This is a genomic window from Burkholderia catarinensis (assembly GCF_001883705.2).
GTDB classification, from domain to species: Bacteria; Pseudomonadota; Gammaproteobacteria; order Burkholderiales; family Burkholderiaceae; genus Burkholderia; species Burkholderia catarinensis.
In genome coordinates this window covers 181,466-206,809 of record NZ_MDEQ02000008.1, presented here as the reverse complement: position 1 = coordinate 206,809, position 25,344 = coordinate 181,466, and the positions used below count along the sequence as shown (strand labels likewise).

Genomic DNA, 25,344 nt, shown 5'->3' with positions numbered 1-25,344 from the left:
GTCGCGCGGTGGCTGCGTGATCAGGCCGGCCTGGCCGCGTCCGTCTCCGCGTCGAATGACGCAGCCGCGCTGCGCGCGCGTTTGAGCGAGCCGGCCAGTTTCCCGATCGCGTGCAGGTCCAGCGTATCGAGGTGCTCGCGCACATGCTGCACGAAGGCCGCGTAATCCGGCTCGTCCGCATACTGGGCGAGCCATTCCTCGAGATCGGTGAGCCGGCCTTCGCCGGCAAGCAGGATCAACGCGTCGAGCGCCTCGTCGGGCGGGCCGTGCGGCACGGGCGCGGCGATTTCCGCCGCCGCGGCGTCGCCCGGATGAAACCGCCGGACGAGTTCCGACGCCGGCACGAGCGCGTGCCCGACGGCCGGCGCGACGATCGCGAACGAGAACGACGTGCCGACGCCCGGCTGGCTGGCGACGGCCAGCTCGCCGCCCATCGCGCCGACGATGCGCTGCGCGATGAACAGGCCGAGCCCGGTTCCGCCGTTCACGGCCTGCACCTGCTGGTACGCGCGGAAGATGTCGCGGGTCCCGCTGATGTCGATCCCGATGCCCGTATCGGCGACCTCGAACAGCAGGCGCCACGTATCGCCTTCGCGTGACGCATGGACCGACAGCGTGACCGTGCCGTCGCGCGTGAATTTCGATGCGTTGGACAACAGGTTGAGCAGCACCTGCTGCAGCCGCATGCCGTCGATCGACACCGTGCGCGGCAGCGGCGTGGCCGGCCGGTAGACGAACCGGTTGTCCTGCTGCGCGCACAGCGCGAGCGCGTAGTGGCCGATGTCGTCGAGCAGGCCGGGCAGGTCGGTCGAGTCCGGCGTAACACCGAGCGGCTGCAGCTCGCTCTTCGTGAACGCGAGCAGTTCGTCGATCAGCGCGAGCTGGTAGCGGATGCTGCGGTCGATCGACCGGATCAACCGCGCCTGGCCGTGCGTCGCGCCTTGCAGCAGCAGCTTCGCGTAGCCGTTGATGGTGGACAGCGGCGCGCGCAGGTCGTGGCTGACATAGCCGAGCGTCTCGATCTTCTGCTGCATGTGGGTCGTCACCTGTTGCAGCGCGTCGTTGAGCGCGACCGTGCGTCTCGCGACTTCGTCGCGCAGGCGATCCTGCTCGGTGAGTTGCCAGTGTTCGAGCCGCTTTCTTGCCTCGGTGCGCTGGCGGCCGACGTGGTGGATCCACGCGGCCAGCACCAGCAGGTGCGTCGCGAGCCCGATGATTGCGATGACGGGGTTGGGCGTGATGTCGGATTTCAGCCAGGACAGCATCGGCGGCAGCGCGTCCAGGCCGTCGAGCGTGCGCAGCAGGATGTTGAAGCTGGCGAACGTGACCGCGATCAGCATCACGCGGCCGGTCGGCGTGCGGCGGATCGCGAGCGTCAGCGCGAGGCCGATGTTCACAACCGACAGCACGGCGTTCAGGCGCAGGCAGAACCACGTGAAGGTCAGCAGATCGCCGAACGCGGCACCGGCCATTCCCGCGCACTCGAGGGCGAGGATCGTCACGTAGACGGCGCGCAGTGGCAACCGCGCCTTCTCGCGATGCGCGACCATCAGGATGAACACGATGAAGAGCGCAACCGCCAGGTACGCGAAGATCACCCCGCTGCGCGCGGCCCATTCGTGCGCGCCGGGCCACAGGTACAACGCGGTATAGCCGCGCGCCGCCGCTTCGAACAGCGCCGTGCTCAAGCCTATCGCGGCCAGCACGTGGAATACGCTGCTGCGCGAGAAGAACCCGATCAGCAGCGCGCACCACACGAGCGCAAGCAGCCCGCCGAAGAAACCGAAATCCCACATTGCGGCGCGCAATTCCTGCGCATCCCATGCTGCGCGGGTGAACGCGGTCGGCGCGAGATGCATTTCCTTGCGCGACGTGACGCGGATCAGCACGGGCACCTGCTCGCCCGCGCGCAGCGTCACGTCGAGTGCCGGGTAGCGGGCAGGCCGGTGGTCCGCGTCGCCGCGGTCGGCGGGGAAGCGGCTGCCGAGCGTCCACTGGCCGTCATGGCCGACATAGAAGTCGGCATGGTCGATGCGCGCGTCGCGAATCACCAGCACCAGCGTGCGCGCTTCGCTGTCGCGGTTGACCAGCGTCGCGCGCACCCACCATGCCGACCGGGAAAACGACACGTTGAGCGAAGTGGCGGCGGCCGGCGCAGGGCCGTGACGCGAGTCCGCAAGCCGGGCGGCGACCGCGTCGGCGGACATTGTCGTGCCGGCGTCTTCGAATACCGATATGACTTCGAGTTGCGCGGGGTTGGGCGTCGCCGCGGCCCGGGCCGCGGTGCAGGTGACGGCCAGCGCCGTCAGAAGCAGCAGCACCGCGCGCCATCCGGCTGCCCACGCCGCGTAGCGCCTACGCATCGTGGTGGTGCTTCGCGGGTGCGGCGGGCGCGTTGACCGCATGGCGCTGGCGTCGCCAGTCGGACGGCGTGATGCCGAAGCGTTCGCGGAACGCCGTCGCGAAATTGCCGGGCGTGGAAAAGCCGATTTCCTCGGCGATGTCGCCGATCCCCATCGACGTATCCGCGAGGAAGTGCATCGCGGCGCGCAGGCGCGTGTCGCGCAGATATTCGAACACGGTCTGGCCGAGATGGTCGCGGAACACCCGCGACAGGCGCTTTTCGTGCGTGCCGACCTGTCGGGCGAGATCCTCGAGCGCTGGCGGATGGCGCAGGTCGCGCAGCAGCACCTCGCTCGCCGCGCGCACGAGGGCCGCGTCAGGGTTGTCGGGCAGTTCGGGCAGATGCGCGAACGGCCGGCTGCGCCGCGCCCGTTTCAGGTGATTGCGGATCCGGGCAAGCACTTCCGCCGGCTCGAACGGCTTGACGATGTAGTCGATCGCGCCGGTTTCGAGCCCCGCGATGCGATCCTCGAGATCGCCCGCGGCGGTCAGGATGATGACCGGGATGGATTGCGTCGAAGGCGTCGATGCCAGCAGCCGGCACGCGGCGAAGCCGTCCATGCGCGGCATGCGGACGTCCATCAGGATCAGGTCGGGCGCGATCGCCTGCGCACGATGATAGGCCTGCAGCCCGTCGAACGCGACACTGATCCGGCACCGCGCGGCGCGCAGGATCTCGGTCAGGAGCCGCAGGTCGTTCGGGCGATCGTCGACGACAAGAATATGTGCGTCACCGAGATCCGGCGTGGTGCGAGGCGGGGCCGGGCTGGGCGAGCGGAATGGCATGGTTGCGAATGCGTGGGAAGGGGTGGCCTGTCAGATTGAAAGCATCGTGATCTGCGCGATTGTTGCGAAAAATTATATGCCGGCTGAAGCGCGGTTGTGAGGATTCCGTGCGACCCGTGGGGGCATGTCCGGCGGGGCGCTGCGCGTGTCGCGGCAGCGGCGCCCGGCTGGAAGGAAAGAACTGGAAAAATATGCCGGATTTAATGTCTTGATATCGGTCTTTATTTCCGTTTCAATGATATTGAAATGTAATTGGCCCGAATGATGAATTCGTTCGCGATGTATCGAAAATCGCTGGTCGTACAGCGTGAATTGAATGTGTCAATCCATTGGCTGACTGAATAAGATTTTGTCGATGGTCGGTCGAAATTTCTTTCTCGTGGAAGCCGGATTTCATGCCGGCTCGTATGAATGTAAATACCGTCCGCTCCGGAAAAAGTTTTTTCCGCTCGGGAAAAGGTTTGTTTGGACGAATGCCCGCACACTAGGCCCGACGAGGCTGGAATCGGTTCTTTCGAGGCGGTCCGATTCCGGTGCATGGATTGTCGTTGTCGCATCCCGATGCAAGCGATATTCAATGTGCCATTGAACGATGGCACTCTCAAGATATGGGCATGCGGCAGCGGTTGAATAATTGGCGCGAGGGTAATGCAAACTTCATAATTCGTCGAATACGTTGATATATAAGATGAACCATGGAATTGTGAAGTTTGTCAGGGTGTGACGCATCGAACGAGAAAAATCGAAATCGTCCAGGAAATTCGATCGATTAATTCGATGCAGGGGTCGTTCGGCAAGCCGTCGGTGTTTTTCCGGAAATCCGGAAAATTCGTCGGGCGGCCGGACGGAAAGGGTGAGTGACGTCGCGTTGGCCGCCGGCAGTTCGATCCATCCGGAGGCGGTCGCGCGCGGTGCTCTATCGAATCAGGCGGGCACGAAAAATATGAACACGACTAGCATGGCAGGTCAGGGCACCGGTTCGAGCGAACCGCGGCCGGCTGTCAGCGCCGGCGATCCTGCGGCGCATGCTTCAGACCCGGGGACCACGCAGCGCCATCCTCCTCCCGAATGACACCTGACGGGCCGCCCGCGATGCGGGCAGGCATCCGTCCATCCGGCGTCTGAACGACGCCTTCCCATGAGATTCGAAGTCGCCCGCTGTCCGGCGCGACGGTGCACGCACGCGCGGATTCGCGGTGCGTCTCGCGTCGTGTCGCCGCCGGGCCGGCGACGTCGACTTCCATGATCCGATAACCGCGATTCTTCGTCGCGCATCGTGCCGGACGGGTACGTGCGGCGATCGATCGTGCGATCGCGATTTGCATCGCGAGTGTCGTGCAACGCTGTTGATTGGTTTGGTTAGTGGTGCGAATCGAGTATGGGAGCGTCGCGGGGTGGGGAAAGTGGAGCGGATGCGCTCTTCGCCTGCGGCCGCGTTCGCTGTTGCGTCATCCAGCACATGAGAACCGAGGGAATACAAGATGAACAAGTCGTTCAAGTCGATCTGGAACGAAGCATTGGGAGCCTGGGTTGCGGCTTCGGAACTTGATCGGGCACGCGGCAAGCGCGTTGCGTCGTCGAGGAGCGCATCGGAGCAAGCCGCGCACGGAGGCGCGGCGACGCACGCGGGCGTGCCGCTGGCGCTTTCGCTACGACGGCTGGCCGTGCTGATGGCGACCGCTTATCTCGGGTTGCTTCATGTGGGCGCGCATGCGCAGTACGCGCAAGATGGCGGCGCCGCAAACGGCGGCGTCACGTCGATCTCGATCGGCGTCGGGTCGAGCGCCGCGCAGCAGAATTCCACTGCGTTGGGCAACCTGTCGACAGCGCAGGGCCTGTCGGCCACGGCACTCGGCCCGGGTGCGCATGCGATGGCCGACGCTTCGACGGCCGTCGGCATCAACTCGCAGGCGACCGGCGTCAATAGCTCGGCGCTGGGTGTGCAGGCAATCGGCTCGGGCGCCTACTCGGTTGCCGTCGGCAACCTGTCGAGTGCGACGCAAAGCGGGTCGGTGGCGATGGGCAGCGGCGCGGCGGCGACCGGTGTGTCGGCGATCGGGCTCGGCAACAACGCACTCGCTTCCGGTCAGTACGCGGCTGCGCTCGGCCTGGGGGCGAGCGCAGTTGGGGCCCAAAGCGTCGCAGTCGGCTATGCGTCGACTGCGACCAACACGGGCAACGTCGCGATCGGCAACCAGTCGACGAGTTCGGGCGCGTCTGGTGTCGCGGTGGGCAGCGGCGCGCTGGCTTCCGGCAATTCGGGCCTGGCAATGGGGGTGAACAGCGGCGCGAAGGGTACGTCGTCGATCGCGATCGGCTGGGGCGGCGTCGCGGGCGTACCCGGCTCGGGCACGCAGTCGCTCGGCACCAGTTCGATCGCGCTGGGCTCGAACACCACGGCCGGCGCCAATCAGGCGATGGCATTCGGCCTGAGTGCCAACGCGTCGGGCGTCAGTTCGATGGCGATGGGCGTGCAGTCGACCTCGACGCAGCAGTTCGCTGTCGCGCTCGGCGACCTCGCGCTCGCGACGGGCATATCGGCGACCGCACTGGGGTCCGGTGCGACGGCGTCTGCCACGAATGCGACCGCAATCGGCATCAACAGCGTCGCGGCGGCGGGTTCCACCATCGCCATCGGCGATACCAACTCGGTCGCCGCGGCCGCAGGCGCGGGCTCGATCGCCGGCGGCAACAACTCGAAGGTGCTGGCCGGTACCGGCGCCGTCGCGCTCGGCGAAGGCCAGACGGTGAGCGGCAACGGCGCGGTGGCGATCGGCGATCCGAGCACCGCGATCGGCACCGGCGCGGTCACGGCCGGGTCGAACAACACGGCGAACGGCAACGGTGCGGTGGCGATCGGCAATTCGAACAACGCGCAGGGCACCGGTTCGCTCGCGCTCGGCAACACGTCGACCGCCGCGGCGGCGGGCGCGGTGGCGTTCGGCGCATCGGCCGTCGCAAACAATGCGGGCGATGTCGCGCTCGGCTCGGGTTCGGTGACGGACGTGCCGCATCCTACGGCGACCGGGACGGTCGGCGGTACGACCTTCAACTATGCCGGTACCAATCCCACCAGCGTCGTGAGCGTCGGCGCGCCGAATGCCGAGCGCCAGATCACCAACGTCGCGGCTGGGCGCGTGAATTCGGCGAGCACGGACGCGATCAACGGGTCGCAGCTCGCTGCGACGAACACGGCGGTCGATTCGCTGTCGACGTCGACGGCGTCGAGCATCACGTCGTTGTCCACCGGGGTGTCGTCGTTGTCGACGGGGTTGAGTTCGACCAACAGCTCGGTGACGTCGCTGTCCACGTCGACGTCGACTGGTATCAGTTCGCTGTCGACGGGGCTGAGTTCGACCAACAGTTCGGTGACTTCGCTGTCCACATCGACTTCGACGGGAATCAGCTCGTTGTCCACCGGCCTGAGCTCGACCAACAGCACGGTGACTTCGCTGTCGACGTCCACGTCGACGGGTTTGTCGTCGGCCAACAGTGCGATTACGTCGCTGTCCACGTCGACGTCGACCGGCATCACCTCGTTGTCCACCGGCCTGAGCTCGACCAACAGCTCGGTCACGTCGCTGTCGACTTCCACGTCGACGGGATTGTCGTCGGCCAACAGTGCGATTACGTCGTTGTCCACGTCGACGTCGACCGGCATCACCTCGCTGTCCACCGGCCTGAGTTCGACTAATAGCACGGTGACGTCGCTGTCGACTTCCACGTCGACGGGATTGTCGTCGGCCAACAGTGCGATTACGTCGCTGTCCACGTCGACGTCGACAGGCATCACTTCGTTGTCCACCGGCCTGAGTTCGACCAACAGCTCGGTCACTTCGCTGTCGACTTCGACGTCGACGGGTCTGTCGTCGGCGAACAGCGCGATTACGTCACTGTCCACCTCGACGTCGACCGGCATCAACTCGCTGTCCACCGGCCTGAGCTCGACCAATAGCACGGTGACTTCGCTGTCGACGTCCACGTCGACGGGATTGTCGTCGGCGAACAGCGCGATTACGTCGCTGTCCACATCGACGTCGACGGGTCTGTCGTCCGCCAACAGCGCGATTACGTCACTGTCCACATCGACGTCGACCGGCATCACCTCGCTGTCGACCGGCCTGAGCTCGACCAACAGCTCGGTCACGTCGCTGTCGACTTCCACGTCGACGGGTCTGTCGTCGGCGAACAGCGCGATTACGTCGCTGTCCACGTCGACGTCGACAGGCATCACCTCTTTGTCCACCGGCCTGAGCTCGACCAACAGCGCGGTCACGTCGCTGTCCACATCCACGTCGACGGCCGTCGGTTCGTTGTCCACCGGCTTGAGTTCGACGAACAGCACGGTCACGTCGCTGTCCACATCGACATCGACCGGCATCAGCTCGTTGTCCACCGGCCTGTCGAGCACGAACAGTTCGATCACGTCGCTGTCGACCTCGACGTCCACCGGCGTCGCTTCGCTGTCGACCGGCCTGAGCACGACGAACAGCAACGTGACGTCGCTGTCGACCGCCACGTCGACGAGCATCGGTTCGCTGTCCACCGGCCTCAGTTCGACGACGAGTTCGATCGCGTCGCTGTCGACGTCGACGTCGACGACCGTCGGCTCGCTGTCCACCGGCCTGTCGAGCACCAACAGCAACCTGACGTCGCTGTCCACCGCGACGTCGACCGGCATCGGTTCGCTGTCGACCAGCCTCAGCTCGATCGCATCGAACAACACCAACCTCGGCAACAGCACGGCAGGCGCGATCGGCGGCGGGGCCACCTACGATCCGACGACCGGCACGATTTCGGCGCCGTCGTACGTGACGTACAACAGCGACGGCTCGACGACGATCAACAACAACGTCGGCTCGGCGATCGAGAACATCAACACGCACGGCATCAAGTATTTCCATGCGAACTCGACCGCGCCGGACAGCCAGGCGCTCGGCGTCGACAGCGTCGCGATCGGCCCGAACGCGATCTCGAGGGTGGACGGCAGCATCGCGCTCGGTTCGGGGTCGGTATCCGACCGCGCGACGACGCCGGCATCGGGCATCATCCGCAACGGCAGCGCGTCGATTCCGTTCAACACGACCGACCAGACGCTGCTCGGCGCGGTGTCGATAGGCGACGCGGCCAGCAAGACGTATCGCCAGATCACCAACGTCGCGGACGGCACCGGGCAGCAGGATGCGGTGACGGTACGGCAGCTGGCCGGCGCGTTGCAGTCGTTCGCGGTCACGAGCCAGAAGTATTTCCATGCGAACTCGACGGCGGTGGATTCGCTCGCGGTCGGCGCGGATTCGGTGGCGGTGGGCCCGACGACGGTCGTCAACGGCGATAACGGCGTGGGCATCGGCAACGGTGCGATCGTCGACCAGACCGCCCCCGGCGGCGTGGCGATCGGCCAGGCGGCGAGCGCCGCGCAGGCCGACGCGATCGCGCTCGGCAGCGGTGCGTCGGCCATCGGCGCGCAGTCGGTCGCGCAGGGCGCCAACGCTTCCGCGGTCAGCGTAGGCAGTGTCGCGCTCGGTTCCGGCGCGCATAGCAATGCGACCGATGCACTCGCGCTGGGGGCCGGTGCGTCGGCGACGTTCGCGAACAGCGTGGCGCTCGGCGCGGGTTCCCTGACGACGGTCGGCGCGCTGACCAACTACATCGCCTACGGCCTGACGAGCCCGCAATCGTCGGCCGGCGAGGTCAACATCGGCAACCGGCAGATCACCGGCCTCGCAGCCGGCAAGAACGGCACGGACGCGGTGAACGTGTCGCAGCTCGACTCTGTCGCGAATCAACTGACTACGCTGATCGACAAGCGCACGTCGAATCTCGGCGGCTCGTACACGTCGAACCCGGGCGGCACGAACGTACCGCCGGTGCCGACCGGGTCGAACTCGTCGGCGGGCGGCTCGGGTTCGGTGGCATCGGGCTCGAACAGCACGGCGGTCGGCAACGGTTCGACGGCGTCCGGCAGCGGCTCGACCGCGATCGGCGTCGGGTCGACCGCGTCGGGCAGCAACTCGGCCGCAGTCGGCTCGGGCAGCAACGACGGCGGCCGGGCGAACGTCGTCGCGGTCGGCACGGCGGAATCGGCGCGGCAGGTCGTCAACGTCGCGGCGGGCACGCAGGGCACGGATGCGGTGAACGTGAACCAGCTGAATGCGGTATCGAACCAGTTCACGCAGTCGCTGAACACGGTCAACAACCAGCTCACGCAGATGCAGAAGCAGATCGATCAGACCGATTCGATGGCGCGTGAGGGGATCGCCGCAACTGCCGCGATGGCATCGATTCCGCACATGGACCGCGATTCGAATTTCGCGATGGGTGTCGGTATGGCGACGTTCCAGGGTCAGAAGGCCATGGCCGTCGGCGTGCAGGCGCGCGTCACGGAGAACCTGAAAGCGACGCTGAACGGCGGCTTCGCCGGCAGCCAGCGCGTCGTCGGCGCGGGCGTGTTGTATCAGTGGAAGTGACAGAGCGTGCAGCGGTCCGTTCCGGCACGCACGGCCGGAGCGGACCGCGCCGAACGCAACAGCACGCGCACGCGCATGCGGCTGTGCCATCGCGCCGCACGCGCCGCACCCATCGCATTTTCGGAGTAATCAAGTGAAAAACGTACATCTTGCACTGCTGGCGTCCGTCGTTTCCCTCGCTGCCTGTTCGAGCGCATCGGGGCCGACGTACAACGCCTACGAACTGCAGCCCCGCGACGGTATCCGGACCTTCCGCGTCGACTGCCACGGCATCCTGTCGAGCGCGAAGACCTGCATGAAGGTCGCGACGCGCATGTGCGGCAACGAGGCCGTGCGCCTGGTCGATTCCACGACGCCGTACCGCGACGGCGCCGATCCGCACTCGATCGCGTTTCAGTGCGGTGCGGCACCCGCGCCGGTCGCCTCGGCTGTTGCGCCGGCGCCCGCCCCGGTCGAGAAGGTGAGCCTGACCGGCGATGCGTACTTCGCGACCGATTCGGCCGTGCTGACGCCCGCAGCCGGCGCCGCGCTCGACAAGTTGCTGAACCGGCAAGGCGACATGCATTTCTCGCGCGTGGAAGTGGACGGCTATACCGACGCGACCGGCTCGGATGCGCACAACCAGGCGCTGTCGCAGCGCCGGGCCGCTGCTGTCGCGGCGTATTTGCGCGAACACGGGCTGAAGGCGGATTCGTTTGACGCGACGGGGCATGGCGAAGCCAACCCGGCAGCCTCGAACGATACCGCCGAAGGGCGGGCACGTAATCGCCGAGTGGAAATTTCGCTGCAGAAGTAGCGATCGGGCTGCCGCAGGCGTGGCCGTCGGGACCCACCTGACGGCTCGCTTGCGGTAGCGGTTCCGTACAGGGGGCGCCTTGGAGGAAGGCAACGCGTCACGAGGTGCGTGTGCGGTGCCGCCGTTGGGGGCGCATGAACGACGATGCTTCCGCCGGTGCCACGCCGGGGGGCCGGTTGTTTCGCGAGACGGCCGAAGACGTCCTCAGCCGCTTGTTCGACAACAGGCCATCACCCGCACCGAGCAGCGGATCAGTGCCTGATCACGCAGACGGCCACGATTTCGTATCCGGGGTCGGCGTGCACGTTCGCCACTTTTTCCGCTTCCTCATACGAACCAAAGGACGCGGCATCTTCAACCGCCGGTGCCATACCGATGTCGCCATCTTCTGCAGTGCAGAGGAACTGCTCACCGGTCTTCACGACGTAGACGGACATCATGATTCCCTCCATGGTTTGCAGGGGGAAATTCCAGTCTAGCAGGCCGGAAAGGGGGCGGGCGGTTCGCCGAGCCATTTTCGTGAGATCCCCGCCGGAGGCACGTCCGCCTCGATTTTCCGTGCGTCAATCCGACGGGTTCATCCGTATTCGCCAGGGCTCGATCCGACGGCCAGCAGGCTGCCGCCCGCCGGACGCGAAAGACTGACGCCAACGCGGATCGGTCTCTTGTTTCGGCATTCCGTGAAGGGCCAGTTTCGGCGGCGCGCGTGCGGAGCGGAAAGCCGTGCACAATACCCGCATGCAAACCCCAGACCTTGAATGCCTTGTCACCGTCACCATGCCCTTCGGAAAATACCAGGGCCGGCTCATTGCCGACCTGCCCGGGCCTTACCTCAACTGGATGGCCCGTGAAGGGTTCCCGCGCGGCGAACTCGGCCGGCAGCTCGCGCTGATGCATGAAATCGACCATAACGGCCTGAGGGACTTGCTGGAGCCGCTGCGCAAACGCGGATAGCGCCGACAGATGCCATCGACGCAGCGCGCCGCTCGGGCCCTGCATCGATTCGGCGGTTGTCGCCGGTTGTGATCGACGACAACCGTTCCCCTTCAATCTCACGTGCCACGCGTGTCGAACGACCGCACCGGGGCCGTGATCGGACGCTCGAAAAAATCAGGGAGCATTGCGGCGTGTGCCGTTTGGTCTGCAGATTCAGGCTCGACGTTGCGCATGGCGCCGGCCCTGTACCCGGCGTCGCCCGATCGTGTCGTGCACGCGCTGCGGCAGGCAACGAACGAGTCTGGGCATTCGGCCCCTATGCTCGTAAGCGCGCACTGGCGCGTGGCCGATGCTGACATAAAATGAAACGTGCTCCGTTGAGCATGATCTGATGGCAAAGAAGGGGTGCCAATATGAGACGCCTTTATTTCCTCGTACCTGATACGCAGATGGCGAAGGCGATCGTCGATGACTTGCTGCGCGCGCGCATCATCTGGCGCCATATCCACGTCCTCGCCGATCACAGTGTCACGCTTGATCAGTTACCCGAAGCATCTTTGCTGCAAAGCAGCGATGTCGTGCACGCGCTCGAGCGCGGCGTCGCATTCGGCGGTGCGACGGGCGCGCTGATCGGCCTCGTCGCGCTGGTTTTCCCGCCTGCGGAGCTCGTGATCGCGGGCGGCGCCGTCGTCGCCTTGACGGTGGCGGGAGCGGGCTTCGGCGCGTGGACGGCCGCGATGATCGGCATCGCCGAGCCGAACGCGCGACTCGAGCGATTTCGTGACGCGATACGCGAAGGCCAGATCCTGATCATGGCCGACGTCCCGGCATTACGAGAGCAGGAAATCGAGGAGATGGTCGCCCAGCATTTTCCGAAGGCGGATCTGGAGGGCGCCGAGCCTACGACACCGATCTTCCCCTGACACTCGAAAGCCGGCATACGCAATACCCGAGTTCATCGACGCGTATCGCCGGGCGCGCGATCGCATTGCCGCGACCGCGGGCGACCTGCTGTTGCGTCTCGATGCGGCCGCCCCTGGCGTGGCTGCATGGTTCGCACAGGCACCGGCGACGCGGGCCGTGTTCGTCACCGCGCAGTGGCCTTTTCCCCGCCCCGTGAGCGAAGAGGAAATCGCCGCCGTGTATCAACTGCTTGCCTGCCGACACGCTGATGCCGAGGCGAGCAGAACGCCGTGGTGCCATGCAATTTGCGGGTTTTTGCGCCGTGCGCTGGCACCGCGCTATCGGCTATTCTGAATTGCACAAGCGGCGTACTTTTGACGCGAGTGGCGTCTTCTGAACCCGAGTGCTGAAGTTGAACCGTCAGCGAGGAGATCGTATGGAACTGCACATTCAATCACACCATTGGGAACGACGCACGCCCGACTGGATCTCCGCTGCCGTGGCCGGTCTTGCGGGCGGTGCGCTGGTGATCGCGCTGGAATTCTTCTGGTCGACCCTGGTGATCGGTGAAAGCCCGTGGCAACCGACTCACAAGATCGCGGCGATGGTGATGGGTCGCAGTGCGCTCGGTCAGATGTCGCAATTCAGCCTCGAAATCGTGGCGATGGCGCTGCTGCTGCACTACGTGCTCGGCGCGATCATGGGGATGATGCTCGCCGCGATCATGGCGCCGTTCCGCTTCGATTCGAGTGTGGGCATGGAGGCGGTCATCGGGCTGGCGTTCGGGATCGTCGCGTATGGGTGGAACTTCTACGTCATGACGGCCGTGTTCCCGTGGTTCGTCTCGGAGCGGGGTTCCGGGCCCTTGCTGGCCAACCTGTTGTTCGGTGTGGTCACCGCCGTCACCTACGGCATGCTGGAGCGGTGGCGCAGGCAGAACGCGGCGGACTGACGGGTCGCTTTTCCCCCGCTGCGCCGGCCCTGAACACCCGGCGCCATCGGGAAACGGCCGCCTCGGCAACCCATGCCGGAGGCGGCCGTCTTGCATGGCATCGCCGCAGGTGACGCCGCCGTTTGCGCGGTCCGTACAGGGGGCGCGCTTCCCCCAGGCGCTGCCTTGCACGATGCGGGGGAGAGGACTACCTTTTCTTTAAAGCCGTCGTGTACAACGCTTGGCGAAGCGGTCCTGGCGGACGTGCCGGCGCAGACAATACGAAGTACGGCAACCCGGCACGACGACGCCAGGCACGTTGTGTCGGCGGCTCCAGCGAGTGGCACGCAGCGAGGCAGCCTATGGCGCTTGCGATTGCTCTGTTCCTGATCATCGTATTGGCGGTGGGGTTTCACTTTGCCAGTCCGTGGTGGATCACGCCGATCGCGTCGAACTGGGTGCGCATGGACGACATGCTGACGATCACGCTCGTGATCACCGGCGTATTCTTCATCGCGATCAACCTGTTCATCGTGGTCGCACTGGTGCGCTACCGCCACCGCAGCGGTCATCGCGCTGCCTACGAGCCTCACAACAAGCGGCTGGAATGGTGGCTGATCGGCCTGACCGCTGTCGGCGTGGCCGCGTTGCTGGCGCCGGGCCTGTTCGTCTACGCGGACTACATACGGCCGCCGAGCAACGTGCTGCGGATGGAAGTGCTCGGCCAGCAATGGCAATGGCGCTTCCGCTTTGCCGGCCCCGGCGGCAAGCTGGGCACGACGGACGTGCGCTACATCAGCAACGACAACCCGTTCGGCCTGAACCCCGGCGACCCCAACGGCCGTGACAACTACCTGATCGACACGCCCGAGGTGCACTTGCCGCTCAACCGGCCGGTCCAGGTCCTGACACGGTCGCGCGACGTGCTGCACGACTTCTACGTCCCGCCGTTCCGGGCGCGCATGAACATGGTGCCCGGCATGGTGACCACCTTCTGGTTCACGCCGACCAAGGCAGGGCGTTACGACATCCTGTGCGCGCAGCTCTGCGGTATCGGACACTCCAACATGCGCGGCGTGGTGGTGGTGGAAGACGAAGCGTCGTTCTCGCGCTGGCTGGCGCAGCAGAGCACGTTCGCGCTGCGGCAGCAGGCCAAGGTACAGGCCGCATCCGCCGCCGCGGGCGGCAGCGCCCAGGCGCTGGCCGACCAGGGCAAGGCGCTCGCCGCGGCCAAGGGCTGCGTCGCCTGCCATACCGTGGACGGCACGCCGCGTGTGGGCCCCACCTGGAAGGGGCTGTACGGCAAGACCGAAACGATGGCCGACGGCAGCACCGCGAAAGTGGACGACGCCTATCTGCGCGCGTTCATCCGCGACCCGACGGCCCGTGTCGTGAAAGGCTTCTCCCCGATCATGCCGCACTTCGACCTGAGCGAGCAGGAGCTGACCGCGCTGGTGGCCTATATCAAGGCGCAAGGCGGGCCGGCCGCCAGCAGCGCGGCACAACCTTAGGGTCTGTTTCCATATGGAACACACATGCGAATGCCCGAAATCGCTCGTAGGGCAAGAAGTGAGAAGCGCCGTTTGGCCGAGCCAAACAAGCGACGAGCGACGCCGCCATACGGGCGATTTCGGGCATTCCCGTGACATGAATTTTTTAATTTGGGGTTGCCACGAGAACGGCCGCTCGCCGCGTTGCGCTCCTTGCGAATACGTCCAGTATTCGCGGCGTCGCGCGCCTCGCGAGCGGCCGTTCTCGTGGCAACGCATGTGCGTTCCATATGGAAACAGACCCTAACGGAGCAGACGCGATGCCCTACGCGCACACCGACCACGTCCCGCAAAGCTTCTGGACCCGCTATGTCTGGAGCCAGGACCACAAGGTCATCGCCGTGCAGTACGCGCTGACGGCCATCGCCATCGGCCTGGTCGGTCTCGTGTTGTCGGACCTGATGCGGTTGCAGCTCGGCTTTCCGGGCAAGTTCAGCTTCATCGACGCGAACCACTACTACCAGTTCGTCACCATGCACGGGATGATCATGGTGATCTACCTGCTGACGGCGCTGTTCCTGGGCGGCTTCGGCAACTACCTGATCCCGCTGATGCTGGGCGCGCGCGACATGGTGTTCCCGTTTCTCAACATGCTGAGCTACTGGGTCTACCTGCTGGCCGTGCTGGTGCTGACGGCAAGCTTCTTCGTGCCGGGCGGGCCGACCGGCGCGGGCTGGACGCTGTATCCACCGCAGGCCATCCTGCCGGGCACGCCGGGCGTCGAATGGGGCATCGTGCTGATGCTGGTGTCGCTGGCGATCTTCATCGTCGCCGCGACGATGGGCGGCCTGAACTACGTCACCACGACGCTGCAGGCGCGCGCGCGCGGCATGACGCTGATGCGCATGCCGCTCACGGTGTGGGGCATCTTCATCGCGACCATCATGGCGCTGCTGGCGTTTCCGGCGCTGTTCGTGTCGGCGGTGATGATGCTGCTCGACAGGACGCTCGGCACCAGTTTCTTCATACCGGCCGTGGTGTCGATGGGGCAGACGCTCAAGCATGCCGGCGGCAGCCCGCTGCTGTTCCAGCACCTGTTCTGGTTCTTCGGGCATCCGGAGGTCTACATCGTCGCGCTGCCGGCCTTCGGCATCGCGTCGGACCTCATCAGCACGCACGCGCGCAAGAGCATCTTCGGCTACAGGATGATGGTGTGGGCCATCGTCATCATCGGCGCGCTGAGCTTCGTGGTCTGGGCGCACCACATGTTCGTCGCCGGCATGAACCCGTACTTCGGCTTCTTCTTTGCCACCACCACGCTCATCATCGCCGTTCCGACCGCCCTCAAGGTCTACAACTGGGTGCTGACGCTGTGGCGCGGCGATATCCACCTGACCGTGCCGATGCTGTTCGCCATCGGCTTCATCAGCACCTTCGTCCTGGGCGGGCTGACCGGGCTCTACCTCGGCAACGTGAGCGTGGACATTCCGCTGTCGAACACGTATTTCGTGGTGGCGCACTTCCATATGGTGATGGCCGTGTCGCCGATCCTGGTGGTGTTCGGCGGTCTCTACCACTGGTATCCGAAGGTGACGGGCCGCATGCTGAACGACACGCTCGGGCGCCTGCACTTCTGGGTCACCTTCGTCGGCACCTATGCGATCTACTTCCCGATGCACTATCTCGGCATCCTGGGCATGCCGCGACGGTATTACGCGTATGAGGGCTTCAGCTTCATTCCGCATTCGGCGCAGACGCTCAATACCTTCATCACCGTCGTTGCGCTGATCGTCGCGGTCGCGCAGTTGCTGTTCCTTTTCAACCTGGCGTGGAGCCTCGCGCACGGCAAGCGCGCCGACGGCAACCCGTGGCGGGCCACTACGCTGGAATGGCAGACGCCGCAAACGCCGCCCGTGCACGGCAACTGGGGCGCCGCGCTGCCCGTCGTCTACCGCTGGGCATACGAATACAGCCCGCCGGGGCGAGAGGATGATTTCGTCCCGCAAAACGAGCCGCCTGCGACGGCGCCCGAGCCCGAGCCGGCCCGGCCGGCGCTTCACCCCGGCGAGGTACGCGAATGACCACGCTGCCGCGCCCCTTCGTTCCCGACGAGCGACCTGTCTTGCCGAATGCGGGCCGCACCGGCCTGATCGTCTTCATGGCGGTGGCCACGACCTTGTTTTCGCTGCTGCTGCTCGCCTATGGAATGCGCATGCGTGAGCCCGACTGGCAGCCGATCCCGCATCCGGCGCTGCTGTGGTGGAACACCGGGGCGCTGGCGCTGGCAAGCCTCGCCATGCAGCGCGCCCGGCGGATGACCTTGCACCGCGCGGCGTGGCTGGTGTGCGGCGGTGTGCTGGCGGCCCTGTTCGTGATCGGGCAACTGACCGCCTGGCGCTTGCTGTCGGCGGCCGGGCAGACCGTCACCGTCAATCCATCCAACAGTTTTCTCTACCTGCTCACCGGCCTGCATGGGATGCATGTGCTGGGCGGGCTGGCGGCCTGGGCCGTGACGATCGTGCATCTCCGGCGCGCGGACCCGTTCCGTGCCCAGCGTGCCATCGCGCTGTGCGCCCTCTACTGGCATTTCCTGCTGGCTGTCTGGCTCGTGTTGCTGGCGGCGATGTGGTGGCTCACCCCCGGGTTCGTCGCCGCCGTCTGCGGGCCGCTGTATGGAGCCGCGCCATGACCTCGCCCACGCTCCCCACCGAATCCTCTGCCGAATCCTCTGCCGAATCCGCTACCGAATCGGCTGCCGTCGCGCCCGCCGACGCCGGGCCTGACGCCGGGCCTGACGGCTGGCGCGGCATCGCCACGGACTGGGCGGCCGACCGCGAAGCCTTCAAGGTGCCGTGGGGCAAGGCGATGATGTGGATCTTCCTGCTGTCGGACACCTTCGTCTTCAGCAGCTTCCTGATCGGCTACATGACGGTGCGCATCTCGACCACGGCGCCGTGGCCCGACACGTCGAAGGTATTCGGGCTCACGGTGGGCGGCGTGGATGTGCCGTTGCTGCTGATCGCGATCATGACGTTCATCCTGATCAGCAGCAGCGGCACCATGGCGATGGCCGTCAACTTCGGCTACCGGCGCAACGCGAGGCGCGCCGCCGCGCTGTTGCTGGCGACCGCGCTGCTGGGCGCGGCCTTCGTGTCGATGCAGGCCCTCGAATGGACCAAGCTGATCATGCATGAAGGTATCCGCCCGTGGGGCAACCCGCTGGGCGCGGCGCAGTTCGGTGCGTGCTTCTTCACGATCACCGGGTTCCACGGCTTTCACGTGAGCTGCGGCGTGATCTACCTGCTGCTGATCGCACGCAAGGTGCTGCAGCCGGGGTTTACCGCGCACGGCAACTTCCAGATCGTCGAAATTGCCGGCTTGTACTGGCACTTCGTCGACCTGGTGTGGGTATTCATCTTCGCGCTGTTCTATTTGTGGTGAGAGGGGCCATGGACCATACCGATCCCGCCGATCGACCCGACGCCGCCGCACACGGCCAGCAGCATCCGATCGGCCTCTACCTGAAGATCTGGGGCCTGCTGTTCGTGCTGAGCACGTTGTCGTACCTGGTGGACTATTTCCACGTGCAGGGCCTGCTGCGCTGGGTGCTGATCGTCGTGCTCATGATCGCCAAGGCCGGGCTGATCGTATCGATTTTCATGCACATGCTGTGGGAGCGGCTGGCGCTGGTGTACGCGATCCTGATACCGCCGCTGTGCCTGCTGGTGCTCATGGTGCTGATGGCTGCCGAAGCGCATCACACGTTCGGGATGCGGGAACTGTTCTTCCACTGATCGCTTCGCCGGCCGTTCCCCGGCACGCCGTTTCGGGACGGAAGGCGTCACGTCATCACCGAACGAGACTTCCCGGACATCCGTTCACGCAAACTTGAAGGGAGGACCCCATGAAATTTTCACGCCGACGTTTTATTGCAACCACCACCGTTCTGGCATCCGCGCTGGCTTTGGGACGCCGCGCGGCGGCGGCAGATGCCGGTGCCGGCGCCGTGCAGGAATCCGATGCAAACGCGCAGGTCCTCGGCTACAAGACGGATGCAAGCCGGGTCGACCATGCGAAGTTCCCGAAATTCCAGGCAGGCCAGGCCTGTGCGAACTGCCAGTTCTTCCAGGGCAAGACCGGCGCCGCGATGGCGCCGTGCACCATTTTCAGCGGCAAGCAGGTCCATGCAAAAGGCTGGTGCAACGCCTATGTGAAAAAGGCGTAGCAGGGACGGCGTGGCGGCCGTGCTGCCGGCGCCGCGCGGATGCGAGCAGACGTTGATCACGGCCAGATTGTTCCAGTGATCGGCGCGCGAGCGAGGCTCGTTGCCGCAATAGCCGGGTAGCGGCATCGAAAACGGGGGGCAGTGTCAGGGGCGGAGACCATCCGGCCCGCTGCCACAACCTCGTTCAGCACGCTGTGCGTGCGATTGACGACGAACACGGGCATGCGCCCGGCGTTCCCCCGGCCGCCTGCCCATGACGGCCCCAGGGTCGTCATGGAAAACTGTATGAATATACAGTATAGTAGCCGTCGAAATCGAGCCGCACAGGTGCAACCCTCGCGGCACGTGCGCCGCGCCTGCGGGCATCCGCCGCAGCGTTCCGGCACCGTGAATTCCGGCTAACTCATTCAGACGGGCAGGCAAATTGTCATCCAGCAATCTGATCCGCATTCGCGGAGCACGTCAGCACAATCTCAAGAATATCGATCTCGACCTGCGCACCGGCGAAATGACGGTCGTCACCGGCCCGTCGGGTTCCGGCAAGTCGAGTCTCGTGTTCGACACGTTGTACGCGGAAGGCCAGCGGCGCTACGTCGAGACGTTCAGCGCGTACGCGCGGCAGTTCCTCGACCGGATGGATCGTCCGCAGGTCGAGCGGGTCGACGGCGTGCCGCCCGCGATTGCGATCGACCAGACCAACCCGGTGCGCAGTTCGCGCTCGACCGTCGGCACGATGACCGAGCTGAACGATCACCTGAAGCTGCTGTACGCGCGCGCGGCCGAGCTGTTCGACCGCAAGACCGCGCGGCAGGTGCGGCACGACACGCCGGAGACGATCTACGCGGATCTCGTCGCGCGCACGCGGGCGGACGATCCGCGCGTCGTCGTCACGTTCCCGGTCGAGTTGCCGGAAACGGCATCCGACGACGAAGTCACGCAATGGCTGTCGGCGAGCGGCTACACGCGCGTGCAGGCGCAGCGCGAAGTCGCGTCGCCCACCGGGCCGCGCAAGGTGCTCGACGTGGTGGCCGACCGTTTCCGCGTGCAGCAGGCCGACAAGGTGCGCGTCGTCGAGGCGATCGAGGCGTCGCTGAAGCGCGGCGGCGGGCGCGTGAACGTGTACGTGCTGGCACCGGAGGCGGAAAACGCAGCGGCCGCGGAGCCGCAGGTGTGGCGCTTCTCCACCGGGCTCCACGATCCCGACAGCGACCTGCGCTATGCGGAGCCGCAGGCGGCCATGTTCTCGTTCAACTCGGCGTACGGCGCGTGCGAAACCTGCCGCGGCTTCGGCCGCGTGATCGGCGTCGATCTCGGCCTCGTGATTCCCGATGCGCGCAAGACGCTGCGCGGCGGCGCGATCAAGCCGATGCAGACGCCCGCATGGAAGGAGTGCCAGGACGACCTGATGCGTTACGCGGCGAAGGCCGGCATCCCGCGCGATACGCCGTGGGCCGAATTGTCGGACGCCGAACGCGACTGGGTCGTCAACGGTTCGCCGGACTGGAACGGCAAGTGGCAGAGCCAGTGGTACGGCGTGAAGCGCTTCTTCGGCTACCTCGAATCGAAAGCGTACAAGATGCATATCCGCGTGCTGCTGTCGAAATACCGCAGCTACACGCCGTGCGACGTGTGCGGCGGCGCGCGCCTGAAGACCGAATCGCTGCAGTGGCGGCTCGGCTCGAAGGCGAATGCCGACGGCGTGCTCGCGCCGGCCAGCCGCTTCATGCCGCGCGGCGTCGACTGGAGCCGCGCGCAGCTCGAGGCGCTGCCGGGCCTGACCGTGCACGACCTGATGCTGCTGCCGATCGAGCGCATCCGCCGTTTCTTCGACGAAGTCAGCCTGCCGAGCGCGCTGCTCGACGATGCATTGAAGCTGCTGCTCGCCGAAGTGCGCACGCGCCTGAAATACCTGTGCGACGTGGGGCTCGGCTACCTGACGCTCGACCGGCAGAGCCGCACGCTGTCGGGCGGCGAGGTGCAGCGGATCAACCTGACGACGGCGCTCGGCACGTCGCTCACCAAAACCCTGTTCGTGCTCGACGAGCCGAGCATCGGGCTGCATCCGCGCGATCTCACGCGGATCGTCGAGGCGATGCAGCGGCTGCGCGACGCGGGCAATACGCTCGTCGTCGTCGAGCACGATCCGTCGGTGATGCTCGCGGCCGACCGGCTGATCGACATGGGGCCCGGCCCGGGCGAGCGCGGCGGCACGATCGTTTACGACGGCACGCCGGGCGATATCCGTTCGGCGCACACGCTGACGGGCGAGTATCTCGGCGGCCGCAAGCAGGTCGCGCACGCGTCGAACTGGGCGCGCCGTGTGGTCGACGCGCACACGCCGCGCATCGTGCTCGAAGGGGCGAGCGAACACAACCTGCGCGACGTGACGGTCGAGATTCCGCTGCAACGGCTGGTTTGCGTGACCGGCGTGTCCGGTTCCGGCAAGTCGACGCTGCTGCAGGACGTGCTCTATCCGGCGATGGCGCGGCACCACGGCAAGGCGACCGAGTCGCCGGGCGCGTACCGCGGCCTCACGGGCGCCGACCAGGTCGGCGACGTCGTGTTCGTCGATCAATCGCCGATCGGCAAGACCACGCGCTCGAACCCGGCGAGCTACGTCGGCGCGTTCGACGAGATCCGCAAGCTGTTCGCGAAGGCGCCGCTCGCGCTGCAACGCGGCTACAGCGCCGGCACGTTCAGCTTCAACTCGGGCGACGGCCGCTGCCCGACCTGTGGCGGCTCGGGCTTCGAGCACATCGAGATGCAGTTCCTGAGCGACGTCTACCTGCGCTGCCCGGACTGCGACGGCAGCCGCTACCGCGCCGAGATTCTCGAAGTGCGCATCGAGCGCGACGGCCGCGCGCTGAACATCGCCGACGTGCTCGACCTGACCGTCAGCGAAGCGGCCGCGTTCTTCGCGACCGACGCCGAGGTGCTGCGCGTGCTGCAGCCGATCGTCGACGTCGGCCTCGAATACGTGAAGCTCGGCCAGCCGGTGCCGACGCTGTCGGGCGGCGAAGCGCAGCGCCTGAAGCTGGCCGGCTTCCTCGCCGAATCCGCGGCGGCCGTCAACGGCCGCCGGGTCGTCACGGAAGAGGCGCGCGTCGCGCGGGCGAAGCTGTTCATGTTCGACGAGCCGACCACCGGGCTGCACTTCGACGACATCGCGAAGCTGATGCAGGCGTTCGGCAAGCTGCTTGCGGCCGGCCATTCGCTGATCGTGATCGAACACAACCTCGACGTGATCCGCGCGGCCGACTGGCTGATCGATCTCGGCCCGGAAGGCGGCGACGGCGGCGGCCTCGTGCTGTGCGCGGGCACGCCCGACGACGTGAAGGCCTGCGCCGAATCGCATACGGGCGTAGCGCTGCTGCAGTACGACCGCGCGATGGATGCCGAAGCGGCGCGCGCCGACGAAGGCGTGCCGCTGCAGTCCGTGCTGAATGCCGCGCGCGAGCGGCGTGCGATCGAAGGCGAGGACGTCGTGCGGATCGTCAACGCGCGCGAGCACAACCTGAAGGCGCTCGACGTCGACATCCCGCACGGCAAGTTCAACGTGATCACCGGCGTGTCGGGTTCCGGCAAGTCGACGCTCGCGTTCGACATCCTGTTCCACGAAGGCCAGCGCCGTTACCTCGAATCGCTGAACGCGTATGCGCGTTCGATCGTGCAGCCGGCCGGGCGCCCCGAAGTCGACGCGGTGTACGGCATTCCGCCCACCGTCGCGATCGAGCAGCGGCTGTCGCGCGGCGGCCGCAAGAGCACGGTCGCGACCACGTCCGAAGTCTGGCACTTCCTGCGGCTGCTGTATGTGAAGCTCGGCCTGCAGCATTGCATTCACGACGGCACGCCGGTCACGTCGCAGTCCGTCGAATCGATCGCCGCGCAGTTGCTGCGCGATCATCGCGGCGAGCACGTCGGGCTGCTCGCGCCGCTCGTCGTCAACCGCAAGGGCGTGTATACGGATCTCGCGAAGTGGGCGAAGGCGCGCGGCAGCACGCATCTGCGCGTCGACGGCGAGTTCGTGACGGTCGACCCGTGGCCGAAGCTCGACCGCTTCCGCGAGCACACGATCGAGCTGCCGGTGGCCGATATCGTCGTGTCGCCGGACAACGAGGCCGAATTGCGGCGCGTGCTCGACGAGACGCTCGAGCTCGGCAAGGGCGTGATGCATCTGCTCGCGCCGCTCGACGGGCTGCACGATGCGATGCAGAACGATCATTCGACCGCGCGCGTCGGCGCGGTCAAGGTGCTGTCGGTCAAGCGCGCGTGCCCGGTGTGCGGCACGAGCTACCCGGAGCTGGACCCGCGGATGTTCTCGTACAACAGCAAGCACGGCTGGTGCACGACCTGCGTCGGCACCGGCGTCACGCTCACGCGCGAACAGCGCGCGGCGTACGACGATACGGTGCTCGCCGAGGACGGCCGCGGCCGCGAGCAGACGCTGCCGTCGGACGAGCAGGAACCGGAAGGCGTCGGCAACGAGCCGTGCCCGGATTGCGGCGGCACGCGGCTGAACCCGTCCGCGCGCGCGGTCACGTTCGACGCGCATCCGATCGTCGAGGTCGCGCAGTGGACGGTGTCGGACACGCGCCGCTGGATCGACGGGCTGGCACTCACCGGGCGCGACGCGCAGATCGCGCGCGACATCGTCAGCGAGATCGGCAGCCGCCTCGCGTTTCTCGAGGAGGTCGGGCTCGGCTACCTGAGCCTCGATCGCGCGGCGCCGAGCCTGTCGGGCGGCGAAGCGCAGCGCATCCGGCTCGCCGCGCAGCTCGGCAGCAACCTGCAGGGCGTCTGCTACGTGCTCGACGAACCGACGATCGGCCTGCATCCGCGCGACAACCAGATCCTGCTGGACGCGCTGCGCAAGCTGGGCGACAAGGGCAATACGCTCGTCGTCGTCGAGCATGACGAGGACACGATCCGCCGCGCCGATCACATCATCGACATCGGTCCGGGCGCCGGCAAGCGCGGCGGCACGCTGGTCGCGCAGGGCGCGGTCGCCGATCTCGCCGCGCAGTCCGGCTCGGTGACGGGGCGGCTGCTCGCGCAGCCGATGACGCATCCGCTGCAGCCGCGCCGCAGCGTCAGCCTGCCGGGCAAGAAGGACGGCCAGGCGGTGCCGGAGGCCTGGCTGACCGTGCATGGCGCACGGCTGCACAACCTGCGCGACGTCACGGTCGGCATTCCGCTCGCGCGGCTCGTCGCGGTGACGGGCGTGAGCGGCTCGGGCAAGTCGACGCTCGCGCGCGACGTGCTGATGACGAACCTGCTCGACGCGGTCGGCCGCTCGGTGCTGTCGTCGCCGGCCACGCGGCGCGCGCGCAAGGTCGCGCAGCAGGACGCGCCGGCGGCCAACCGCCGCTCGAGCGTGCTCGCGCGCAGCGCGCCGCGGCCGTCGCTGAACGTCACGCATGCGTGGCAGGGCTGCGAGTCGCTGAGCGGCTGGGAGCAGATCGATCGCGTGCTCGAAGTCGACCAGACGCCGATCGGCAAGACGCCGCGCTCGTGCCCGGCCACCTATATCGGCCTGTGGGACACGATCCGCAAGCTGTTTGCCGATACGCTGGAGGCGCGCGCGCGCGGCTATACGGCGTCGCGTTTCTCGTTCAATACCGGCGACGGGCGGTGCCCCGCGTGCGAAGGGCAAGGCGTGCGCACGATCGGCATGAGCTTCCTGCCCGATGTGAAGGTGCCGTGCGACGTATGTCACGGGCAGCGCTTCAACCCGGAGACGCTCGCCGTCACGTGGCGCGGCCGGAATATCGGCGACGTGCTGACGATGGAGATCGACGAGGCCGTGGAGTTCTTTGCGCCGATCTCGAACATCGCGCATCCGCTGCAACTGATGAAGGACGTCGGCCTCGGTTACCTGACGCTCGGCCAGCCGTCGCCGACGTTGTCCGGCGGCGAGGCGCAGCGCATCAAGCTCGTCACCGAGCTGACGAAGGTGCGCGACGACATCACGCGGCGCGGCCAGAAGGCGCCGCATACGCTGTACGTGCTCGACGAACCGACGGTCGGCCTGCACATGGCGGACGTAGCGAAGCTGATTCGCGTGCTGCACCGGCTCGTCGATGCGGGGCACAGCGTCGTCGTGATCGAGCATGACCTCGACGTGATCGCGGAAGCCGACTGGATCATCGATCTCGGGCCGGAAGGCGGCGTGGGCGGCGGCACGATCGTCGCGGCCGCACCGCCGGAAGCGCTCGTGCAGGTGAGGGCGAGCCATACCGGGCAGGCGCTCAAGCCGGTGCTTGCGCGAACGGGGGCGGATGAGGGGGAAGCCGAGCGTCGGGGAGAAGCGCGAGTCGGTTGAGCCGGCGCGAGCAGGCCGCGAAGTTCATGGCTCCGACCATCGACGTGCCGGACGCAGAACCCGCGCGGCAACCGCTGGCCGCGCT

General features: G+C 66.5%; 16 protein-coding genes. 12 read left to right on the top strand and 4 right to left on the bottom strand.

Annotated elements, in window-relative coordinates:
• Nucleotides 1-20 precede the first annotated feature (20 nt).
• The 3 genes from BFF94_RS15315 to BFF94_RS15305 form a co-directional block, all read right to left on the bottom strand.
• Entirely contained in the window at nucleotides 21-2,363 is a 2,343-nt protein-coding gene (locus BFF94_RS15315; protein ID WP_219139512.1) for a sensor histidine kinase, read from the bottom strand.
• Entirely contained in the window at nucleotides 2,356-3,189 is an 834-nt protein-coding gene (locus BFF94_RS15310) for a response regulator transcription factor (protein ID WP_128842149.1), read from the bottom strand. Before BFF94_RS15310 ends, BFF94_RS15315 begins: the two co-directional genes overlap by 8 nt.
• A 1,001-nt stretch (nucleotides 3,190-4,190) precedes the next feature.
• Nucleotides 4,191-4,514 carry a hypothetical protein gene (locus tag BFF94_RS15305; protein WP_246637320.1) on the bottom strand — a complete coding sequence of 108 codons (324 nt, stop codon included), beginning with the start codon at nucleotides 4,512-4,514 and terminating at the stop codon, nucleotides 4,191-4,193.
• Nucleotides 4,515-4,670: 156 nt separating this feature from the next.
• On the opposite strand from BFF94_RS15305, the gene BFF94_RS38210 reads away from it, so the two are divergent.
• Both BFF94_RS38210 and BFF94_RS15295 read left to right on the top strand, forming a co-directional pair.
• On the top strand, nucleotides 4,671-9,656 hold the full coding sequence (locus tag BFF94_RS38210; RefSeq protein ID WP_219139511.1) for a YadA-like family protein: 4,986 nt from the start codon (nucleotides 4,671-4,673) through the stop codon (nucleotides 9,654-9,656).
• Between the two features lie 133 nt (nucleotides 9,657-9,789).
• Nucleotides 9,790-10,452 carry an OmpA family protein gene (locus BFF94_RS15295; RefSeq protein ID WP_128842150.1) on the top strand — a complete coding sequence of 221 codons (663 nt, stop codon included), beginning with the start codon at nucleotides 9,790-9,792 and terminating at the stop codon, nucleotides 10,450-10,452.
• 251 nt (nucleotides 10,453-10,703) lie between these two features.
• Here BFF94_RS15295 and BFF94_RS15290 read toward each other — a convergent pair whose 3' ends face one another.
• On the bottom strand, nucleotides 10,704-10,892 hold the full coding sequence (locus tag BFF94_RS15290; protein ID WP_128842151.1) for a hypothetical protein: 189 nt from the start codon (nucleotides 10,890-10,892) through the stop codon (nucleotides 10,704-10,706).
• 298 nt (nucleotides 10,893-11,190) lie between these two features.
• Here BFF94_RS15290 and BFF94_RS15285 point away from each other — a divergent pair, with 298 nt between their 5' ends.
• From BFF94_RS15285 to uvrA, 10 genes are all read left to right on the top strand, one after another.
• Entirely contained in the window at nucleotides 11,191-11,406 is a 216-nt protein-coding gene (locus BFF94_RS15285) for a DUF3820 family protein (RefSeq protein ID WP_128842156.1), read from the top strand.
• Nucleotides 11,407-11,801: 395 nt separating this feature from the next.
• Entirely contained in the window at nucleotides 11,802-12,311 is a 510-nt protein-coding gene (locus tag BFF94_RS15280; protein ID WP_219139510.1) for a DUF1269 domain-containing protein, read from the top strand.
• Between the two features lie 416 nt (nucleotides 12,312-12,727).
• Nucleotides 12,728-13,243, top strand: a complete 516-nt coding sequence (locus BFF94_RS15275; protein ID WP_128842153.1) for a hypothetical protein — start codon at nucleotides 12,728-12,730, stop codon at nucleotides 13,241-13,243.
• 341 nt (nucleotides 13,244-13,584) lie between these two features.
• Nucleotides 13,585-14,733 (top strand): c-type cytochrome, encoded by a 1,149-nt coding sequence (locus BFF94_RS15270; protein WP_128842154.1) that lies wholly within the window; start codon nucleotides 13,585-13,587, stop codon nucleotides 14,731-14,733.
• Between the two features lie 299 nt (nucleotides 14,734-15,032).
• Nucleotides 15,033-16,793 (top strand): cytochrome c oxidase subunit I, encoded by a 1,761-nt coding sequence (gene ctaD / locus BFF94_RS15265; protein ID WP_128851188.1) that lies wholly within the window; start codon nucleotides 15,033-15,035, stop codon nucleotides 16,791-16,793.
• Nucleotides 16,790-17,401 (top strand): cytochrome c oxidase subunit 3, encoded by a 612-nt coding sequence (locus BFF94_RS15260; RefSeq protein ID WP_128851191.1) that lies wholly within the window; start codon nucleotides 16,790-16,792, stop codon nucleotides 17,399-17,401. The genes ctaD and BFF94_RS15260 overlap by 4 nt, the downstream gene beginning before the upstream one ends.
• A complete protein-coding gene (locus BFF94_RS15255; protein ID WP_128851193.1) occupies nucleotides 17,398-18,153 on the top strand; it encodes a heme-copper oxidase subunit III family protein in 756 nt (251 codons plus the stop codon). Before BFF94_RS15260 ends, BFF94_RS15255 begins: the two co-directional genes overlap by 4 nt.
• An 8-nt stretch (nucleotides 18,154-18,161) precedes the next feature.
• Nucleotides 18,162-18,506 carry a cytochrome C oxidase subunit IV family protein gene (locus BFF94_RS15250; RefSeq protein WP_128851195.1) on the top strand — a complete coding sequence of 115 codons (345 nt, stop codon included), beginning with the start codon at nucleotides 18,162-18,164 and terminating at the stop codon, nucleotides 18,504-18,506.
• Between the two features lie 110 nt (nucleotides 18,507-18,616).
• Nucleotides 18,617-18,937, top strand: coding sequence for a high-potential iron-sulfur protein (locus tag BFF94_RS15245; RefSeq protein ID WP_128851198.1), 321 nt, complete (start codon nucleotides 18,617-18,619; stop codon nucleotides 18,935-18,937).
• Nucleotides 18,938-19,361: 424 nt separating this feature from the next.
• Complete coding sequence (gene uvrA / locus BFF94_RS15240) at nucleotides 19,362-25,259, top strand: excinuclease ABC subunit UvrA (protein ID WP_219139509.1); 5,898 nt, start codon at nucleotides 19,362-19,364, stop codon at nucleotides 25,257-25,259.
• Nucleotides 25,260-25,344: the final 85 nt, after the last annotated feature.